This window comes from Variovorax sp. PAMC28562 (genome assembly GCF_014303735.1).
GTDB lineage: Bacteria > Pseudomonadota > Gammaproteobacteria > Burkholderiales > Burkholderiaceae_C > Variovorax.
The window spans coordinates 2,071,465-2,089,103 of record NZ_CP060296.1; the positions used below are offsets into that span (position 1 = coordinate 2,071,465).

Consider the following 17,639-nt stretch of genomic DNA (forward strand, 5'->3'; position numbering starts at 1 on the left):
AAGGAGACGAATCAATGGCCTACCTCGAACTCAAAAGTATCAAGAAAAGCTTCGGCGACGCGCACATCATCAAGGGCGTCGATCTCGAAATTGCCAAGGGCGAATTCATCGTCTTCGTGGGACCTTCGGGCTGCGGCAAGTCGACGCTGCTGCGGCTCATTGCCGGGCTCGAACCCATCACCAGCGGCAACCTGCTGCTCGACGGCAAGGACATCACCTACACCGCATCGGGCAAGCGCGACTTGGCGATGGTGTTCCAGAGCTACGCGCTCTACCCGCACATGAGCGTGTACGACAACATGTCGTTCGCGCTCAAGCTGGCCGGCGTATCCAAGGCCGAGATCAAGACCAAGGTCGAGCACGCGGCCAACACGCTCAATCTGACGCAGTACCTCGACCGCACGCCCAAGGACTTGTCGGGCGGACAACGCCAGCGCGTCGCCATCGGCCGCGCCATCGTGCGGGCTCCCAAGGTGTTCTTGTTCGACGAGCCGCTGTCCAACCTCGACGCCGCATTGCGCGGCAACACGCGCGTCGAGATCCACAAGCTGCACGTGGCGCTCGGCGCGACCACGATCTACGTCACGCACGACCAGGTCGAGGCGATGACGCTGGCCGATCGCGTGGTGGTGCTGCGCGACGGGCTGATCGAACAGGTCGGCTCGCCGCTCGACCTGTACGACCGGCCGGCCAACCAGTTCGTCGCGCAGTTCATCGGCATGCCGTCGATGAACATGGTGGCTGCCGCCGCGATCCCGAGCTTCTCGTCGCAGACCGGTGGACGTTTGCCGCAGGACGGTTTCCTCGGCGTGCGTCCCGAAGGCTTGCGTGTGCATCCGGGCCGCGGCGCGGCACCGGGCGGCGTGTCCGGCCGCGTCGACCTGATCGAAGCGCTCGGTGCCGACACGTTGATTCACGTCGACGTGGGTGGCGTACCGCTGATCGCTCGCCAGAACGAACGCACGCCGCTGCGCGTGGGCGACGAGGTCGGCGTCGAGCTCGATCCGTCGGTGCTGCATCTGTTCAACAAAGAAGGCCGAACGGTTGCCGCATGAGGCACCAACGCAAAGGACATCGTGACCACCAGTGAACCCGATCGGGTAATCCTTCATCTCGGGCTCGGCTCGTTTCATCGGGCGCATCAGGCTGTGTACCTGCAACGCCTCATAGAGGCCGGCGACACGCGATGGTCGATCACCGGCGCCAACCTGCGCGGCGACATGGCCCCGGTGCTCGATGCATTGCAGGCGCAGGGCGGCCGCTACACGCTGGAGACGGTGTCGCCCGCGGGCGAGTATCGCTACGAGCGCATCGAATCGATTCGCAAGGTGTTGCCGTGGGAGCCGACGCTCGCTGCGGTGATCGCCTGCGGCGCTGCACCGGCCACGCGCATCGTCTCTTTCACGGTGACCGAAGCCGGCTACTACCTGGACCCGAAGGACAAGCTCGACCTGTCGTTCGCCGACTTGTCGGGCGATGTCGAGCGGGCACGCACGGGCGAAGCGGGGCAAACCATCTACGGCGCTCTCTGCGCCATCCTGCGGGCGCGCAAGGCCGCCAATGCAGGGCCTGTCACGCTGCTCAACTGCGACAACCTGCGCCACAACGGCGAGCGCTTTCGGGCTGGCCTGCTGGAATTCATCGGCATGACCGGCGACGACGCGTTGCTGCAATGGGTGCGAACGAACACGACTTCGCCCAACGCGATGGTCGACCGCATCACGCCGCGCCCGCCGCCAGAGTTGCGCGACCGGGTGAAAACAGCGACCAGCTGGGACGACGCCGTGCCTGTCACCGGAGAGAGCTTTATCCAGTGGGTGGTCGAAGACGACTTCATTGCGGAGCGGCCCGACTGGGGTCGCGTCGGCGTGCAACTGGTCGATTCGGTGGCGCCTTATGAAGAGGCCAAGATCCGCATCCTCAACGCGACGCACAGCTGCATCGCCTGGGCCGGCACGCTCATCGGGCTCGACTTCATCCACGAAGGTACGCACGACGCGGCGATTCGCAAGATGGCATTCGACTACGTCACCGACGACGTGATTCCGTGCCTGAGCTCGCCCACGTCGCCGGGGCCGATCGACCTCCCGGCGTACCGGGATGTGGTGCTCGACCGCTTCGGCAACCCTGCCATCCGCGACACCAACCAGCGCGTCGCGATGGACGGCTTCTCGAAGATCCCCGGCTTTGTCGCACCGACGGTGCGAGAGCGGCTGGCGGCGGGCGAATCGATCGACAGCGTGGCCATGTTGCCGGCGCTGTTCCTTGCTTTCTTGCAGCGTTGGCATCGCGGCGTGCTGCCGTACGAGTACCACGACCAGAGCATGGATGTGGCGGCGGCGCATGCTTTGTGCGACGCGGTCGACCCGGTCGAGACGATGTGTGCCGATGTAGCGCTGTGGGGCTCTGCGGCGAGCGACGCGCGGCTGGTGGATGCGGTGCGCGCTGCCAGCGAAAAAGTGACGCGCTTCGTCGAAGGCGCACCGGCATGACCGCAGTCACAGGCGCCATCGACGCCATCGCTTCGACGGCTGCTACGACCGCCGCGAGGAGCGGCAGCTTCGCGGGCCGGCACATCCTGTTGACCGGCGCAGGCGGCGGCATCGGCCTCGCCGTGGCGCAAGCGTTCGCGGCCGAAGGCGCTCTCTGCAGCGTGGTCGACCGATCGCCGACCGCCTCCGACGAGGCCGCCGCATTGCATCAGTCGCATCCGGCTCAGGTCCACTACATCGGCGCCGACGTCACCGACTCCCGCGCCATCGCCGACATGCTGGCCTCCGCCACGCAGCGCTTCGGCCCGGTGCACACGCTCTTCAATAACGCGGCGCTGTTCGACCTGGCACCGCTGCTCGACAGCGACGAGGCCTCGTTCGACCGCCTGTTCGCAGTCAACGTCAAAGGCATGTTCTTCGTCATGCAGGCCGTGCTGCGGCAGATGGTCGAAGGCGCTACGCCGGGCGCGTCGATCATCAACCTGGCGTCGCAGGCCGGCCGCCGTGGCGAGGCACTGGTGTCGCACTACTGCGCCACCAAGGCGGCCGTCATCAGCTACACGCAGAGCGCCGCACTGGCGATGGCGCCGCACGGAATTCGCGTCAACGCGATTTCGCCGGGTGTGGTCGACACGCCGATGTGGGCGCATGTCGACAGCCTGTTCGCCAAGGCCGAAGGCTTGCCGCTGGGTGAAAAGAAGCGGCGCGTCGGGCTCGAAGTGCCGCTCGGCCGCATGGGCAAGCCGGGCGATATCGCCGGCGCTGCGCTGTTCCTGGCGAGCGAGGCGGCGAGCTACATCACGGCGCAAACCTTGAATGTCGACGGTGGTAACGTCATGAGCTGAACGGTTTTTCCGTTCTGCTCCAGCCTTCGCTCGTCACTGCTTCATGCCCGCTTTCCCGACTGCTCGATGACCGCCGCACGCCAACGCCACTTGCCTCGCCACCGCGAGCCGGAGATGGAGCGCGACTTCGCGCGCTCACCGGCGCTCGGCTACGAGGCGCCTGACGAAAGCGGGTTGGTGCGCTGCCTTGCGCACGGCTTTCCGAGCCCGCTGGTGCGCTGGCATTTTCATGAAGAGTACGAGCTGCACCTGATCACCGAAACGTCAGGCAAGGCCTTCGTGGGCGACTGGATCGGACCGTTCCAGCCCGGCCATCTTGTGCTGTGCGGCCCCAAGCTGCCGCACAACTGGATCTCGCTCGATGCGCCGGAAGGTGGTGCCGCCGGGCGCGATCGCGTCATCCAGTTCCGGCACGAGCCGATCGAACGTGCGGCCGTTGAAATTCCTGAATTGCGCGAGGTCATGCACCTGCTCGATCGCGCTCGCAACGGCATCGAATTTTTCGGCTTGTCGGAGCGTGCGCGGCTGCATTGGGATCACATCAAGGCGTCGCGCGGGGTGCGGCGCTTTGGCGTGTTTTGCGACTTCATGGCCGACCTGTCGCAGTGCACCGACTACCGGTTGCTGTCCAGCGTTCAGATGCAGGGCGTCGAGGGCGATGCCGAGGTCGACCAGATCAACGGCATCGTCAACCGCATCACCGCCAACCTCGCCGAGCCGATTGCGATGTCGGAGGTGGCTGCGGAACTGGGCATGAGCGAAAGCAAGTTCAGCCGTTTCTTCAGGCGCTCGACCGGCAACAGCTTTACCGATTTCGTGAACCGCGTGCGCATCAACAGCGCGTGCCATCTGCTGATGCAGACCGACCACTACGTCACCGACATCTGCTACCAAGTCGGCTTTAACAACGTGGCCAACTTCAACCGGCGCTTCCTGGAAATCAAGGGCATGACGCCCAGCGAATTCCGGCGCCAGGCCGATCACCGCTTCGGCGGATCGACGGTGCCGTTGAATGCTCTGGCACCGTCGAGTCTTCAGGCGCCGACGCCGACCAGTACCGGCGTCGCGCGGTAGCGATCGGGAAACACCTTCTTCAGGTTCTCGATTTTCGGCAGGTCGTTGAAGACGATGTACGGCTGGTTCGGATTGCGCGTCAGGTAGTCTTGGTGATAGCCCTCCGCCGGAAAGAAGGCTTTTTGCGTTTCGATGGTCGTGGCGATCGGACCGCCGAAAGTCTTGGCCGCGTCGAGTTGGGCGATATAGGCCTTGGCGACGCGCGCCTGCTCGGGCGATTGCGCGAACACGGTCGAGCGGTATTGCGTGCCCCGGTCCGGCCCCTGGCGATTGAGTTCGGTCGGGTTGTGCGCGACCGAAAAGTAGATCTGCAGGATCCGACCGTAGCTGATCTGCTTGGGGTCGTAGGTGATGCGAACGGCTTCGGCATGGCCGGTGCTGCCCGAGCCGACCGACTCGTACCTGGCCGTCTTCTCGTCCCCGCCGGCATAGCCCGACACCGCGCTCGTCACGCCCTTGACGTGCTGGAACACTCCCTGCACGCCCCAGAAACAGCCGCCGGCGACGACGGCCGTTTCGGTGGCGGCAGTGGACGCCGCGGCGGCACTCGCCGCATCGTCGGCTGGTGCCGGAATGACGACGGCATTCTCGGCAGCGAACGAAGGCACTGCCTTCCAGAGTGCTGCGCCACCGAGCAATGCCACCGCGGAAAGCAGCGTGCGGCGTGCCAGCACCGAGCGTGTTGCCGATGCGGATGTGGCGGCGGAGACGGTTGCTCTGGCCTGGTGGTTCGATTGTTTGTTGTTCATACGGGTTTCGCGTCCTTTCGTGCTTCTTCCAGCAGTTGCTGAATAACCTGTTCCGACTTTTCGTATTCGCCTTCACCGAAGTGGTGAAAGCGGATGCGGCCTTTGGCATCGACGAAGTAATGCGCCGGCCAATAATTGTTGTTGAAGGCGCGCCAGATGGCAAAGCTGTTGTCGATCGCGACCGGGAAAGTCACGTCGAGCTCGCTGACCGCGCGCTTCACATTGTTGATGTTTTTCTCGAATGCGAACTCGGGCGCATGCACGCCGACCACAACGAGCCCTTGGTCCTTGTACTTGCGGTTCCACTCACGCACATAGGGCAGGGCGTTGCGGCAGTTGATGCAGCCGAAAGTCCAGAAGTCGACCAGCACCACCTTGCCGCGCAATTGCTCGGCCGTGAGCGGTGGCGAGTTGAGCCATTCGACGGCGCCTGAGAAGCCCGGTAACGCGCCTTCGTCAGGCAGCGAGAGCGGGGCGAAGCGCGGCACGGCGGGCGCCTGCACCTTGATGAAGGCAGCGGGGTCGTTTGCAGTGGGGGGACGGGCAGCATCCGATGTCTGGTCGAGCGCCGCGTGCGGCCGCAGGCGCTCCAGCAAGCCACGCTCGATCGACGCACCGCCGCTGCCCGACGAGAGCTGCGCGAGCACGCCGGTGTCGAGGCCGAGCGACACCGCTGCAACGCCGGCCAGCACCGCGACGCCCAGGCCTTTGCGCAACCATTCGCCAGCGCCGATCGTCCGCTTAAGGAAGGCGAACACGCGGCCACCGAGCAGCAATGCGGCGGCAAGCGACGTCATGGCGCCGGCCGCGTAGGCCAGCAGCAAGAGAGAGGTGTGAACGGTCGGTCCTTGCAACGCTGCACCGGTGAGGATGAGCCCGAGCACCGGTCCGGCGCAAGGTGCCCACAAGAGGCCGGTTGCCACGCCGAGCAGCAGCGAGGGCACGACGGGGCTGCGTACGCCGCCGTCAGATGCGACGCGCTGGTTTTGGCTGCGCGTCGCCGAATTCAATAGTCCGGAGCCGAGCGCGACCAGCGGCCGCGTGACGCGCTCCGCAAGGCGAGGCGCGATCAGCATCACACCCATGACCCCGAGCAGCACGATGGCCGCCATGCGTCCGTATTCATTGGCCTCGACGGCCCAAGCGCCGGCTACCGCACCGAGCGACGCGACGCCTGCGAAAGTCAGCGCCATGCCGACGAGCAGCGGCAACCCGCTCTTGACGAAAGGCTGGTCGACCCGCGCGAAGACGAAGGGCACTACGGGCAGGATGCAGGGCGCCAGGATTGTCAGCGCTCCGCCCAGATAGGACAGGATGAAATAGATCATGGGATCCTCAGATTGGCGAAGCGCTGTCGGGAAAGGCTGGAACGCTTACTTCTTCATCTCATCCTTGCCCATCGAGTCTTTCTTCATGCCGTCTTTGGCCATGCCGTCTTTGGCCATGCCGTCCTTTGCCATCGAGTCCTTCTTCATGCCGTCCTTTGACATCGAGTCCTTCGTCATGCCGTCCTTGGCCATGGAGTCTTTGCTCATCGAGCCCTTGGCCATGCCGTCGTCCTTTTTCATTTCGTCGGCGGCAAAGGCCGAAACGGAACCGATGGCCATGCAGGTGGCGATGAGTGCTGCGGAGAATTTGTTCATTTCAGTTGTCCTTCGAGTGAGTCGTTTGAAAAATAGAGAAGATAAAAATGGCGCGGTTCGAAATGAACTCGGCCTTGCGCTTCAGTAGCGCTGAGCCTTTCCGGGGGCTCAACTGCCGCCGAACCAGTTGTAGCCCTGGTCTTCCCAATAGCCGCCAGGGTAGGTGTTGGTAACGAAAATCGCCTTGATGTGTTTTGGGTTTTTGTAGCCCAGCTTGGTGGGCATCCGCAGCTTCATCGGGAAGCCGTATTTGGGGGGCAGTGGTTGGCCGTCGTAGGTCAACGTGAGCAGCGTCTGCGGATGCAGCGCGGTCGGCATGTCGATGCTGGTGTAGTAGTCGTCGGCGCACTTGAAGCCGACGTACTTGGCGCTCGTGTCGGCGCCGATGCGCTTGAGGAAATCGGCGAAGTGCACGCCGCCCCACTTGCCGATCGCGCTCCAGCCTTCGACGCAGATGTGCCGCGTGATCTGGTCTTGCTGCTGCATGGCGCGCAACGCGGGCAGCGTCCACTGGCGCTTGTCGGCGACCATGCCGGTGACCTCGAGCTTGTAGCTGGCCTCGTCGACTTCGCGGATCTCGTCTTCGCCGTAGTAGGCGTTGAAGGGAAACGGCCGCGTGATCATCGAGTCCGGATATGTCGGCGCCAGTTGCGTCGGGTCGAAGATGAGGCCTTGCACCGTGTCGTTAAAGCGCGAGATGGTGGTGAGCGCAGCGTCGACGCCGGCGTTGTCGGTGATGCTGCAGCCTGTGAGCAGCGACAGGCCACCGAGCGTGAGCGTGCGTTGCAAAAAGGCGCGGCGCGCAGGCTGCTCGATGCGGCGGCCAATGAGCTTGCGGGCTTCGGCAAGGGCAGCGTCGGCATCGACGTTGTACAGGGCAGGGCGTTTGAGAATGTTCATGCGGCTTCTCCGTTGTTGGCGGCTTCGCTTGTTGTCTTGCCTGCCGAATTACCGGCATCTCCGCCGGCCCCGGCACGGCCGCTCAGCATCGTGAGCAAGGTCTTCGGCACCAGCGCGACCATCACCAGATGCACCGCGACAAAGCCCACCAGCAGCGCCATCGCGACGAAGTGAATGCGGCGGGCAAAGTCATAGCCGCCCAGCAGATCGCGCAACATCGCGAATTGCACCGACTTCCAGAGCACCAGGCCCGACAGCACCAGCACGGTGATGTCGAGCATCACGAAGAGGTAGGCGAAACGCTGCACGCTGTTGTAGTGGCGCGGGTCGGCGTGCGACAGCTTGCCGTGCAGCGCGGCAAGCCCATCGCGCACGATGCCGCCGACCGACAGTGGAAAGAACTTGCGGAACAGCCGACGGCTCACGATGTTGAGCGAAAGGTAGACGAGGCCGTTGGCGGCCAGCAACCACATCGCCGCGAAGTGCCACTGCAAAGCGCCGCCGAGCCAACCGCCGAGCGTGATCGCGCCGGGAATCTCGAAAGGAAAGAACGGCGCCGCGTTGTAGATGCGCCAGCCGCTGGTCACCAGCATCAGCACGGCCAGCGCATTGAGCCAATGCGTGATGCGCATCCAGACCGGGTGAATCGGCTTGAACTTCGGGGTGACTGAATCGCTTTGCATGGCTGGCATTCTTGGCCGTACCCGTTGGCCGATTCATCACGAAGAGTTCAATTAATCGTGATAACTCCCGCGGCCATATCGCGGGACAATCCGACGACATGGAAACTGCCAAACGCGTGCTGATCGTCGAGGACGATGCCCATATCGCCGAGCTGCTGCGCATGCATCTGCACGACGAGGGCTATGCCGTGACGCACGCCGCCGACGGCCATGCCGGCATCCGCGAACTGGAGCGCGGCAGCTGGGACGCATTGATCCTCGATCTGATGCTGCCCGGCGTCGACGGCCTCGAGATCTGCCGCCGCGCCCGCGCCATGACGCGCTACACGCCGATCATCATCACCAGTGCGCGGTCCAGCGAAGTGCATCGCATCCTCGGCTTGGAGCTGGGCGCCGACGACTACCTCGCCAAGCCTTTCTCGGTGCTGGAGCTGGTGGCGCGGGTGCGGGCGCTGTTGCGGCGCACCGAGGCGCTGGCGCGCAATGCACGCATGGAGTCGGGCCGGCTCGATCTCGGCAACCTCGGCATCGACCCGGTGGCGCGCGAGGTGCAGGTCGACGGCAAGCCGATCGAGCTCACGCCACGCGAGTTCGATCTGCTCTATTTCTTCGCGCGCCACCCCGGTCGCGTGTTCTCGCGGCTCGATCTGCTGAACCAGGTGTGGGGCTACCAGCACGATGGCTACGAGCACACCGTCAACACGCACATCAACCGGCTGCGCATGAAGGTCGAGTCCGACGCCGCGGCGCCGCGGCGCATCCTGACCGTGTGGGGCCGCGGCTACAAGCTGGCGGCGGATGTCGAGGAGGCCGCCGCATGACGCGCTCGACGCCCTCCGGGTGGTCGATGCCGTCGAGCCTGTCGACGCGTCTGTCGATCGTCTTTGCGGTGCTGCTGCTGGCGTGCTGCGGCGTGTCGGCCTGGCTGCAGATGGCGGGCAGCGACCGACACGAGCAGGAAGTGACGCAGCGCCTGTCGATCGGCCTGGCCGCGCACATCGCCGGCAATGCCGAGCTGATGAAGCGCGACGGCCTCAACCCGTCGGCCGTGCACGAGCTGTTCGACCAGCTGATGGCGGTCAACCCGAGCGTCGAGGTCTATTTGCTGGACGCCGAGGGGCGCATCGTCGGACAAGCCGCGCCGCCGGGGCATCTGAAGCACGACCGCGTCGACCTCGGCCCGGTAAAGCGCTTGCTGGCGGGCGCCGCATTGCCGATTCTGGGCGACGACCCACGCGGCGGACTGGAAGGACAGGATGTGTCTGGGGCACAAGGCGTGCAACCCTCGCAGGGCGGCCGCAAAGTCTTCAGCGCGGCACCGTTGAAGGTCGATGGCCGCGATGCAGGCTATGTGTACGTCGTGCTGTCCGGCGAAGACCGCGAAGCCCTGGTCGCGAACCTGGGCGCCGGCACCGTGCTGCGAACGACGCTGTGGTCGATGGCATGGGTCGCTTTGCTCGGCCTCATCGCGGGGCTGGTCGCCTTCCGGCTCATCACGCGGCCGTTGCGCCAGCTGACCGACGCCGTGCAACGCTTCGAGCGCGATGGCGTCGCAGCCATCGATCCGGCAACGCCGGCCTTCGCACAGGTCGCACGCGGCGACGACGAGATCGCCACGCTCGGCAAAGCCTTTCAGAAGATGACGCTGCGCATTGCCGAGCAATGGCGCGAACTCACCGCGCTGGACCAGCAGCGCCGCGAACTCTTCGCCAACATCTCGCATGACCTCCGCACGCCCCTGACCTCGCTGCACGGCTATCTCGAAACCCTGCTGATGAAGGCCGACACGCTGGCGCTGGCCGACCGGCGCCGCTATCTCGAGATCGCGCTCGGCCAAAGCCGCAAGGTCGGCCGCCTGGCGCAGGAATTGTTCGAACTGGCGCGTCTCGAGTCCGGCGTGGTCAAGCCCGACAAGGAGAGCTTCGCGCTGGCCGATCTGGTGCAGGACGTGTTCCAGAAGTTCGAGCTCGCCGCCGAAGCACGCCGTCAGCGCCTGGTGCCGCAGATTGCGTCCGGCCTGCCGGTGGTCACGGCCGATCTGGGAATGATCGAACGCGTGCTGACCAACCTGCTCGACAACGCGATCCGCCACACGCCAGAGGGCGGCGAGATCGTCGTGCAATTGCGGCCCGCCGAAGCGGGGGAGGATGGTGTGGCCGGCGTACAGGTCGAGATCAGCGACACCGGCCCCGGTATCCCCAAAGAGCTGCAGCCCGTCCTTTTCACCCGCCCTGCCTTCTCGTCGTCCGGCGGCCGCAGTGGCGGCCTCGGCCTGATGATCGTGCGCCGCATCCTGCAACTGCACGGCAGCGAAATCCGCCTGCTCCCCCAACCCGGCAAAGGCGCAGTCTTCGCCTTTCAGCTCAGCTAAAAAGCGAACGAAAAAAGGCCCGCACGAAGCGGGCCTTTTAGTTGGTGAGGTGCAGCAGCGGACACAAGGTGCCGCGCAACCTCGGGGGGATCACATGCCCATGCCGCCCATGCCGCCCATGCCACCCATGTCAGGCATGCCGCCGGCGCCGGCTTCGTCCTTCGGTGCATCGGCGACCATGGCTTCGGTCGTCAGCAGCAGCGAAGAGACCGACGCTGCGTTTTGCAGTGCAGTGCGGGTGACCTTCGTCGGGTCCAGGATGCCCAGTTCGAGCATGTCGCCGTACGTGTCGTTCTGTGCGTTGAAGCCGAAGTTGCCCTTGCCGGCCAACACCGCATTCACGACCACGCTGGCTTCGCCACCGGCGTTGTTGACGATTTCGCGCAGGGGCGCTTCGACGGCCTTCAACACCAGCTTGATGCCGGCGTCCTGGTCGGCGTTGTCGCCCTTGATCTTGTCGCCGACAGCTTGCTTGGCGCGCAGCAGAGCCACGCCGCCGCCAGCCACGATGCCTTCTTCGACTGCAGCGCGGGTGGCGTGCAGTGCGTCTTCGACGCGGGCCTTCTTTTCCTTCATTTCGACTTCGGTGGCAGCGCCGACCTTGATCACTGCAACACCGCCGGCCAGCTTGGCCACGCGCTCTTGCAACTTTTCACGGTCGTAGTCGCTGGTCGCTTCTTCGATCTGAACGCGAACTTGCTTCACGCGGGCTTCGATGTCCGCAGCAGCGCCGGCACCGTCGATCAGGATGGTGTTTTCCTTGCCGACTTCGATGCGGGCAGCCGAGCCGAGGTCGGCCAGGGTCACCTTTTCGAGCGTCAGGCCGACTTCTTCAGCGATGACCTTGCCGCCCGTCAGGATGGCGATGTCTTCGAGCATGGCCTTGCGGCGATCGCCGAAGCCAGGTGCCTTGACAGCCACGACCTTCAGGATGCCGCGGATCGTGTTCACGACCAGAGTAGCCAGGGCTTCGCCTTCGACTTCTTCGGCAATGATCAACAGCGGACGGCCCGACTTCGCGACTTGTTCCAGCGTAGGAAGCAGGTCACGGATGTTGCTGATCTTCTTGTCGTAGAGCAGAACGAACGGGTTTTCCAGAATCGCGGATTGCTTTTCAGGGTTGTTGATGAAGTAAGGCGACAGGTAGCCGCGGTCGAACTGCATGCCTTCGACGACGTCGAGTTCGCTGTCCAGGCTCTTGCCGTCTTCGACGGTGATGACGCCTTCTTTGCCGACCTTGTCCATCGCGTCAGCGATGAGCTTGCCGATGGTTTCGTCGCTGTTGGCCGAGATCGAGCCGACTTGTGCGATTTCCTTCGACGTGGTGGTGGGCTTGGATGCCTTCTTCAGCTCGGCGACCAGGGCCGTGACGGCCTTGTCGATGCCGCGCTTCAGGTCCATCGGGTTCATGCCGGCCGCGACCAGCTTGAAGCCTTCGCGAACGATGGCTTGAGCCAGAACCGTAGCGGTCGTGGTGCCGTCACCCGCGTTGTCCGAAGTCTTGGAAGCCACTTCCTTCACGAGCTGGGCGCCCATGTTCTGGAGCTTGTCCTTGAGTTCGATTTCCTTGGCGACGGACACACCGTCCTTGGTCACCGTGGGGGCGCCGAACGAACGTTCGAGCACCACGTTGCGGCCCTTGGGGCCCAGGGTCACTTTGACTGCGTTGGCCAGGATGTTGACACCCTCGACCATGCGCGCGCGGGCTTCACCGCCGAAGACTACGTCTTTTGCTGCCATGTTTATTTACTCCGATGAGATGGGGTTGATTACTTCTCGACGACTGCGAACAGGTCGTCTTCCTTCATGACAAGCAGCTCGTCGCCATCGACCTTGACGGTCTGGCCGCTGTACTTGCCGAACAGAACGCGGTCGCCGACCTTGACGCTCATGGCGAGCAGTTCGCCCTTGTCGGTCTTCTTGCCCGGGCCAACGGCCAGCACTTCACCCTGATCGGGCTTTTCGGCAGCGTTGTCGGGGATCACGATGCCCGAGGCAGTCTTGGTTTCGCTTTCAATGCGCTTGACGATCACACGATCGGCCAAAGGACGAAGTTTCATAGCATCTCCTGAATAGAAACGGGTTTGGTTTGAGGGTGCCGGACCGAACGGCTGGCTGCCCAATCGACTGGAGGTGAGCACTGTTAGCACTCGTCCTCAGCGAGTGCTAATGATAAGGGCATTCGTTCAGGTTTCAAGGGCGCATGTAAGCCGATGTAGGCGGCTTCTGGCGTGGGCTCGCGCTGTTGACCACGCCATATTTGTGCGTCGCCTGCACGAAAGTCGTGCGCCATCGAACAGTAAACAGGAGACGACAAATGGATTTCGAAGGCATTTATTGCTTCGACACGGCCTCTGTGCGCTTTGCGTTCTATCCGGACGGCGACGACGGCGCCCGCATCCTCGGGCTGATCTCAGAACAGACCTTGCGTGACGTCTGCGGTGCTCGTGATGGCAGCAGCGAAAGCTTGCTCGCAACTTGCCGCAGTCACTTCAGCCTGATCCGGGACAAGGCGATCGAACTGTATTTCGCAGATCCCTCACGCGCAGTGGTGCTGACGACGGGCGACTTCGCTCGCCCGGCAATCCCGGCAATGCAGGCGTCGAAGGTTTCATCACAAGCAGCCGGCGCTGCTGCCCGGGCCTGAACGAACAGCGCGCGCCGCATACGCGCTTCTCTCTGACACGCGAAGGCGCCCGGTGCTCTTCGCGGCGCTCGCCTTTGACCCAACAATGGCCTTGAACTTGCGGTCGTTGTCGTCGATTCTCGGCCATCGATCATCGATTGAACGCAGCGAAAGTGTCCCTCGTGATTCCAGAAATCCGATCTCCCCATACCCAACCCGTCGATTCCCAATCCCCTGGTACCCAGTCTCGCCAGGCTCAGGACGCCTATCTCTTTCGCGAGGGCACCCATGCTCGGCTCTACGATCTGTTGGGCTGCCATGTGAATCCCGAAGGCGGCGCGTCGTTCGCGGTCTGGGCCCCCAACGCGGAGTCCGTCTCGGTTATCGGCGACTGGAACTACTGGTCCGGAGATGCCGATCCGCTGCAACTGCGCGACGACGGCACCGGCATCTGGCAAGGCTCGGTAGCAGACGCGCAGCCGGGCCAGACATACAAGTACCGCATTCGCTCGCGCTTCAACGGCTATGTCGTCGACAAGGCCGATCCGGTCGCGTTCTACGCAGAGCACGCGCCCGCTACCGCATCACGCATTTGGTCGATGGACTACGAATGGAACGACGACGCGTGGATGGCATCGCGCGGCGCTCGCAATGCGCTCGACGCGCCGATGTCGACGTACGAGTTGCACCTCGGCTCTTGGCGTCGCCACGATGGCGAGTTCCTCGGCTACCGCGAAATCGCGCATCAGCTCGCTGAATACATGTTGAAGATGGGCTTCACCCATGTGGAATTGATGCCCGTCACCGAGCACCCGTTCTATGGTTCATGGGGCTACCAGACCACCGGCTACTTCGCGCCGACCTCGCGCTTCGGTACGCCGCAAGACTTCATGTACATGGTGGACCATCTGCACCAGAACAACATCGGTGTGCTGCTCGACTGGGTGCCTTCGCACTTTCCGACCGACGAGCACGGGCTGCAGTATTTCGACGGCACGCATCTGTTCGAGCATGCCGATCCGCGTCAGGGCTTTCACCCGGAGTGGAGTTCGAGCATCTTCAACTACGGGCGCAACGAGGTCCGCAGCTTTCTGACGTCGTCCGGCCTGTTTTGGCTCGACAAGTACCACCTCGATGGATTGCGCGTGGACGCAGTCGCGTCGATGCTCTACCTCGACTATGCGCGGAAAGACGGTGAGTGGATTCCCAACAAGTTCGGTGGTCGCGAGAACCTCGAGGCCATCGAGTTCTTGCAAACCCTGAACCGCGCGGTGTACCGCGAATTCCCCGATACGGTGACCATCGCGGAGGAGTCGACCGCTTGGCCCAACGTTTCGCGCCCCACCGACATGGACGGCCTCGGCTTCGGCATGAAGTGGAACATGGGCTGGATGCACGACGACCTGGCCTACATGAAGGAAGACCCGGTCTACCGCAAGTACCACCACGGCCAGATGACGTTTTCGCTGGTGTATGCCTTCAATGAAAACTTCGTGCTGCCGCTCTCGCACGACGAGGTGGTCTATGGCAAGGGTTCGCTCATCAACAAGATGCCGGGCGACCCTTGGCAGCAGTTCGCCAATCTGCGCGCGCTGTTCGGGTTCATGTGGGGACACCCTGGCAAGAAGCTGCTTTTCATGGGCGGTGAATTCGGCCAGCGCCGCGAGTGGACGCACGACGGTGAGCTCGAATGGTGGTCGACGTCGCTAGAGGGCCACTCAGGCCTGCAACATTTCGTAGCCGAGCTCAACCGGGTGTACCGTGACACGCCTGCGCTGTACCAACTCGACTTCAGTGCCAACGGCTTCGAGTGGATTGCGGCCGACGATGCAGATGCCAGCGTATTCGCCTTCTTGCGCAAGGCGCACGATGGCACTGCTCCGGTGCTGGTGGTGAGCAACATGACGCCACTGCCCCGGACCAACTATCTGCTCGGCGTGCCATTGGGTGGGGAGTGGCGTGAAGTGATCAACAGCGATGCCGGTGAATTCGGCGGCGCAGGATGGGGCAACCTGGGGGGTGTCGAGTCGTCGCCGGTGCGCTCTCATGGCCGGCCGCATTCTGTTTGCCTGACCTTGCCACCCCTTTCGACCCTTATTTTTCAATACGTGCCCCATGCCAAAAAAGACAGCACCGCCCGCTGAGGTCGCCGCAGTTTCCAAGGTCGCCAAAGCGGCGCAGTCGACACCAGCAGGCCATATTTCCTTTCCATCAGACAGCGGCGGCGATGGCCGCGTCCGTGCGGTCATCGATGCCGTGTTGCCTGCCGTCGATGCCGGCCGCTTCGCCATCAAGTGCGTTGCCGGCGACACGGTAAAGATCACCGCGCATTGCTTCACCGACGGACACGACGCGGTGCGCGCGATGCTGCGCTGGAGCGCGGATGCCGGTGATGGTGGGCGTGATTGGCACGAGGTACCGATGAAGGCGCTCGTCAACGATGTATGGGAGGCCAGCTTTGCACCGCCGTCGATAGGTCGCTTCGTCTACACGGTGGCGGCATGGGTCGATCCGTTCGAATCCTGGCATCACGAAATGGTGCGGCGGATCGAGCCCGAAGACATCCGCATCGCGTCACAGGTCGGCGCCATGGACATCATCGCCGCAGCGGAGCGGGCGCAGGCTGCGGACGGCGACACGCTCTTGCGATGGGCCAAGGCGTTGCAGACCGCGGCGCTCGACGCTGACCACGACGTGAACGCACTCAAGGCTCTGGCGCTCGACGAAACGCTGGGCGAGTTGGCCGGGCGCTATCCGGACCGTCGCTTCGAGACGCGCTACGCCACCGAGCTACCGCTCTTCGCGGACCGCAAACGTGCGCGCTTCAGCAGCTGGTACGAGCTGTTTCCGCGTTCTGCCTCGCCCGAGCCGGGCCGACACGGTACCTTCAAGGATGTCGAGGCGCGGCTGCCGGCCATCGCCGAGATGGGTTTCGATGTCTTGTACTTTCCGCCGATCCATCCAGTCGGGCGCATGCAACGCAAGGGCAAGAACAACGCTCTCGTCGCGGGTAAAGACGATGTCGGCAGCCCGTGGGCCATCGGTGCTGCGGAAGGCGGCCACAAGTCGATCCTGGCGGAGCTGGGCACGCCGGACGATTTCAGGCAACTGGTGCAGAAGGCCACCGGCCTTGGCCTGGACATCGCGCTCGACATCGCCTTTCAATGCGCCCCCGACCATCCGTACGTGAAGGCGCATCCGGCGTGGTTTCGCTGGCGTCCCGACGGCACGGTGCAGTACGCCGAGAACCCACCCAAGAAGTACCAGGACATCTACCCGTTCAACTTCGAGAGCGACGACTGGCGCGCGATGTGGGCCGAGTTGAAGAGCGTGTTCGATCACTGGATCGGCGAGGGCGTAAAGATCTTTCGCGTCGACAACCCGCACACCAAGGCGTTTCCGTTTTGGGAGTGGGTCATCGGCGAGGTCAAGAAGGAACATCCTGACGTGCTGTTCCTGGCCGAGGCTTTCACGCGGCCCAAGGTCATGCACCGGCTGGCCAAGCTGGGCTTCTCGCAGTCGTACACCTACTTCACCTGGCGCAACAGCAAGCAGGAGCTGACCGAGTACTTCACCGAACTGTCGACGGGCCCGGGCAGCGACTACTTCCGCCCCAACGTGTGGCCCAACACGCCCGACATCCTGCACGAGCAATTGCAGGGCGGCGAGGCGTCGCTCTACATGACGCGGCTGGTGCTGGCGGCCACCTTGTCTGCCAACTACGGCATCTACGGACCGGCCTACGAATTGCGCGACCACTTGCCCCGCAGTTCCGGAAGCGAGGAATACCTCAACTCCGAGAAGTACCAGTTGCGTACCTGGAACCATGACGATGCGCAAAGCCTCGCGCCTTTTATTGCGCGGGTGAACCGTATCCGGCATGACAACCCAGCCTTGCAGGCCGACCGCAGTCTGCGGTTCTTGCCGGTCGAAAACGATCAGCTCATCGCCTATGCCAAAGAGTCCGAAGACGGGAGCAATGTGATCGTGACCGTAGTCAACCTCGACCGTTACAACGTGCAGTCGGGCTGGATCGGTCTGGACGCTGCGTCGATTGGCGTGGAGCCCGGCGAGTCGTTCCAGATGCACGACCTCCTGAGCAACCAGCGCTTCATCTGGCAGGGCGAATTTCACTTCGTCCAACTAGAGCCGCATACTGTTCCCGCACATATTTTCGTGGTCCGTCGGCGCAGTCGCACCGAGCGTGATTTCGACTATTTTCTCTAGCCTTTTCGGTTTCAATAAAAGCCTCGACG

15 protein-coding genes and 1 pseudogene are annotated in these 17,639 nt (G+C 63.6%); 9 read left to right on the forward strand and 7 right to left on the reverse strand.

All coding sequences use genetic code 11. The annotated features are described in order from the left end of the window. Window positions 1–14 precede the first annotated feature (14 nt). The 4 genes from H7F36_RS09775 (at window position 15) to H7F36_RS09790 (ending at window position 4,411) form a co-directional block, all read left to right on the forward strand. Entirely contained in the window at window positions 15–1,055 is a 1,041-nt protein-coding gene (locus H7F36_RS09775) for an ABC transporter ATP-binding protein (RefSeq protein WP_187054482.1), read from the forward strand. 48 nt (window positions 1,056–1,103) lie between these two features. Next, window positions 1,104–2,492, forward strand: coding sequence for a D-arabinitol 4-dehydrogenase (gene dalD, locus H7F36_RS09780; RefSeq protein WP_187054890.1), 1,389 nt, complete (start codon window positions 1,104–1,106; stop codon window positions 2,490–2,492). After that, window positions 2,489–3,337 carry an L-iditol 2-dehydrogenase gene (locus H7F36_RS09785; RefSeq protein ID WP_187054483.1) on the forward strand — a complete coding sequence of 283 codons (849 nt, stop codon included), beginning with the start codon at window positions 2,489–2,491 and terminating at the stop codon, window positions 3,335–3,337. Before dalD ends, H7F36_RS09785 begins: the two co-directional genes overlap by 4 nt. Window positions 3,338–3,403: 66 nt before the next feature. Continuing rightward, on the forward strand, window positions 3,404–4,411 hold the full coding sequence (locus H7F36_RS09790; RefSeq protein WP_187054484.1) for an AraC family transcriptional regulator: 1,008 nt from the start codon (window positions 3,404–3,406) through the stop codon (window positions 4,409–4,411). Here the strand turns inward: H7F36_RS09790 and msrA are convergent. From msrA to H7F36_RS09815, 5 genes and pseudogenes are all read right to left on the reverse strand, one after another. Next, on the reverse strand, window positions 4,372–5,160 hold the full coding sequence (gene msrA, locus H7F36_RS09795; RefSeq protein WP_187054485.1) for a peptide-methionine (S)-S-oxide reductase MsrA: 789 nt from the start codon (window positions 5,158–5,160) through the stop codon (window positions 4,372–4,374). The two genes, H7F36_RS09790 and msrA, sit on opposite strands and share 40 nt — an antisense overlap. After that, window positions 5,160–6,488 (reverse strand): annotated as a pseudogene (locus H7F36_RS09800) (cytochrome c biogenesis protein DipZ); the annotation flags it as partial. The pseudogene H7F36_RS09800 and the gene msrA, both read right to left, overlap by 1 nt. 45 nt (window positions 6,489–6,533) lie before the next feature. Continuing rightward, window positions 6,534–6,803 carry a pentapeptide MXKDX repeat protein gene (locus H7F36_RS09805; RefSeq protein ID WP_187054487.1) on the reverse strand — a complete coding sequence of 90 codons (270 nt, stop codon included), beginning with the start codon at window positions 6,801–6,803 and terminating at the stop codon, window positions 6,534–6,536. Between the two features lie 108 nt (window positions 6,804–6,911). Then, window positions 6,912–7,703 carry a molybdopterin-binding protein gene (locus H7F36_RS09810; protein ID WP_187054488.1) on the reverse strand — a complete coding sequence of 264 codons (792 nt, stop codon included), beginning with the start codon at window positions 7,701–7,703 and terminating at the stop codon, window positions 6,912–6,914. Then, the gene (locus tag H7F36_RS09815) at window positions 7,700–8,386 is read right to left on the reverse strand and encodes a cytochrome b/b6 domain-containing protein (RefSeq protein ID WP_410003073.1); all 687 of its coding nucleotides are present in this window, start codon (window positions 8,384–8,386) and stop codon (window positions 7,700–7,702) included. Before H7F36_RS09815 ends, H7F36_RS09810 begins: the two co-directional genes overlap by 4 nt. A gap of 98 nt (window positions 8,387–8,484) precedes the next feature. Between H7F36_RS09815 and H7F36_RS09820 the strand changes: the two genes are divergently transcribed. Both H7F36_RS09820 and H7F36_RS09825 read left to right on the forward strand, forming a co-directional pair. Then, on the forward strand, window positions 8,485–9,207 hold the full coding sequence (locus H7F36_RS09820; protein WP_187054490.1) for a response regulator transcription factor: 723 nt from the start codon (window positions 8,485–8,487) through the stop codon (window positions 9,205–9,207). Then, entirely contained in the window at window positions 9,204–10,757 is a 1,554-nt protein-coding gene (locus H7F36_RS09825; protein WP_187054491.1) for a sensor histidine kinase, read from the forward strand. The genes H7F36_RS09820 and H7F36_RS09825 overlap by 4 nt, the downstream gene beginning before the upstream one ends. A 90-nt stretch (window positions 10,758–10,847) precedes the next feature. On the opposite strand, the gene groL is transcribed toward H7F36_RS09825, so the two are convergent. Beyond that, window positions 10,848–12,497 (reverse strand): chaperonin GroEL, encoded by a 1,650-nt coding sequence (groL, locus tag H7F36_RS09830; RefSeq protein WP_187054492.1) that lies wholly within the window; start codon window positions 12,495–12,497, stop codon window positions 10,848–10,850. A 29-nt stretch (window positions 12,498–12,526) separates the two neighbouring features. Beyond that, complete coding sequence (gene groES, locus H7F36_RS09835; RefSeq protein WP_187054493.1) at window positions 12,527–12,817, reverse strand: co-chaperone GroES; 291 nt, start codon at window positions 12,815–12,817, stop codon at window positions 12,527–12,529. 257 nt (window positions 12,818–13,074) lie between these two features. Here groES and H7F36_RS09840 point away from each other — a divergent pair, with 257 nt between their 5' ends. The 3 genes from H7F36_RS09840 to H7F36_RS09850 all read left to right on the forward strand — a co-directional run bounded on the left by H7F36_RS09840 (window position 13,075) and on the right by H7F36_RS09850 (window position 17,610). Then, on the forward strand, window positions 13,075–13,404 hold the full coding sequence (locus H7F36_RS09840) for a hypothetical protein (RefSeq protein WP_187054494.1): 330 nt from the start codon (window positions 13,075–13,077) through the stop codon (window positions 13,402–13,404). A 284-nt stretch (window positions 13,405–13,688) separates the two neighbouring features. Next, the gene (gene glgB, locus H7F36_RS09845) at window positions 13,689–15,527 is read left to right on the forward strand and encodes a 1,4-alpha-glucan branching protein GlgB (RefSeq protein WP_261802632.1); all 1,839 of its coding nucleotides are present in this window, start codon (window positions 13,689–13,691) and stop codon (window positions 15,525–15,527) included. Then, a complete protein-coding gene (locus H7F36_RS09850; protein WP_187054495.1) occupies window positions 15,499–17,610 on the forward strand; it encodes an alpha-1,4-glucan--maltose-1-phosphate maltosyltransferase in 2,112 nt (703 codons plus the stop codon). Before glgB ends, H7F36_RS09850 begins: the two co-directional genes overlap by 29 nt. Window positions 17,611–17,639 lie beyond the last annotated feature (29 nt).

Bases quoted from the DNA above. Each gene is read 5' to 3' on its own strand.
- H7F36_RS09775 (WP_187054482.1), top strand. From the start codon at position 15: ATGGCCTACCTCGAACTCAAAAGTATCAAGAAAAGCTTCGGCGACGCG.
- H7F36_RS09785 (WP_187054483.1), top strand. From the start codon at position 2,489: ATGACCGCAGTCACAGGCGCCATCGACGCCATCGCTTCGACGGCTGCT.
- H7F36_RS09790 (WP_187054484.1), top strand. From the start codon at position 3,404: ATGACCGCCGCACGCCAACGCCACTTGCCTCGCCACCGCGAGCCGGAG.
- msrA (WP_187054485.1), bottom strand. From the start codon at position 5,160: ATGAACAACAAACAATCGAACCACCAGGCCAGAGCAACCGTCTCCGCC.
- H7F36_RS09805 (WP_187054487.1), bottom strand. From the start codon at position 6,803: ATGAACAAATTCTCCGCAGCACTCATCGCCACCTGCATGGCCATCGGT.
- H7F36_RS09810 (WP_187054488.1), bottom strand. From the start codon at position 7,703: ATGAACATTCTCAAACGCCCTGCCCTGTACAACGTCGATGCCGACGCT.
- H7F36_RS09815 (WP_410003073.1), bottom strand. From the start codon at position 8,386: ATGCAAAGCGATTCAGTCACCCCGAAGTTCAAGCCGATTCACCCGGTC.
- H7F36_RS09820 (WP_187054490.1), top strand. From the start codon at position 8,485: ATGGAAACTGCCAAACGCGTGCTGATCGTCGAGGACGATGCCCATATC.
- H7F36_RS09825 (WP_187054491.1), top strand. From the start codon at position 9,204: ATGACGCGCTCGACGCCCTCCGGGTGGTCGATGCCGTCGAGCCTGTCG.
- groL (WP_187054492.1), bottom strand. From the start codon at position 12,497: ATGGCAGCAAAAGACGTAGTCTTCGGCGGTGAAGCCCGCGCGCGCATG.
- groES (WP_187054493.1), bottom strand. From the start codon at position 12,817: ATGAAACTTCGTCCTTTGGCCGATCGTGTGATCGTCAAGCGCATTGAA.
- H7F36_RS09840 (WP_187054494.1), top strand. From the start codon at position 13,075: ATGGATTTCGAAGGCATTTATTGCTTCGACACGGCCTCTGTGCGCTTT.
- H7F36_RS09850 (WP_187054495.1), top strand. From the start codon at position 15,499: ATGCCAAAAAAGACAGCACCGCCCGCTGAGGTCGCCGCAGTTTCCAAG.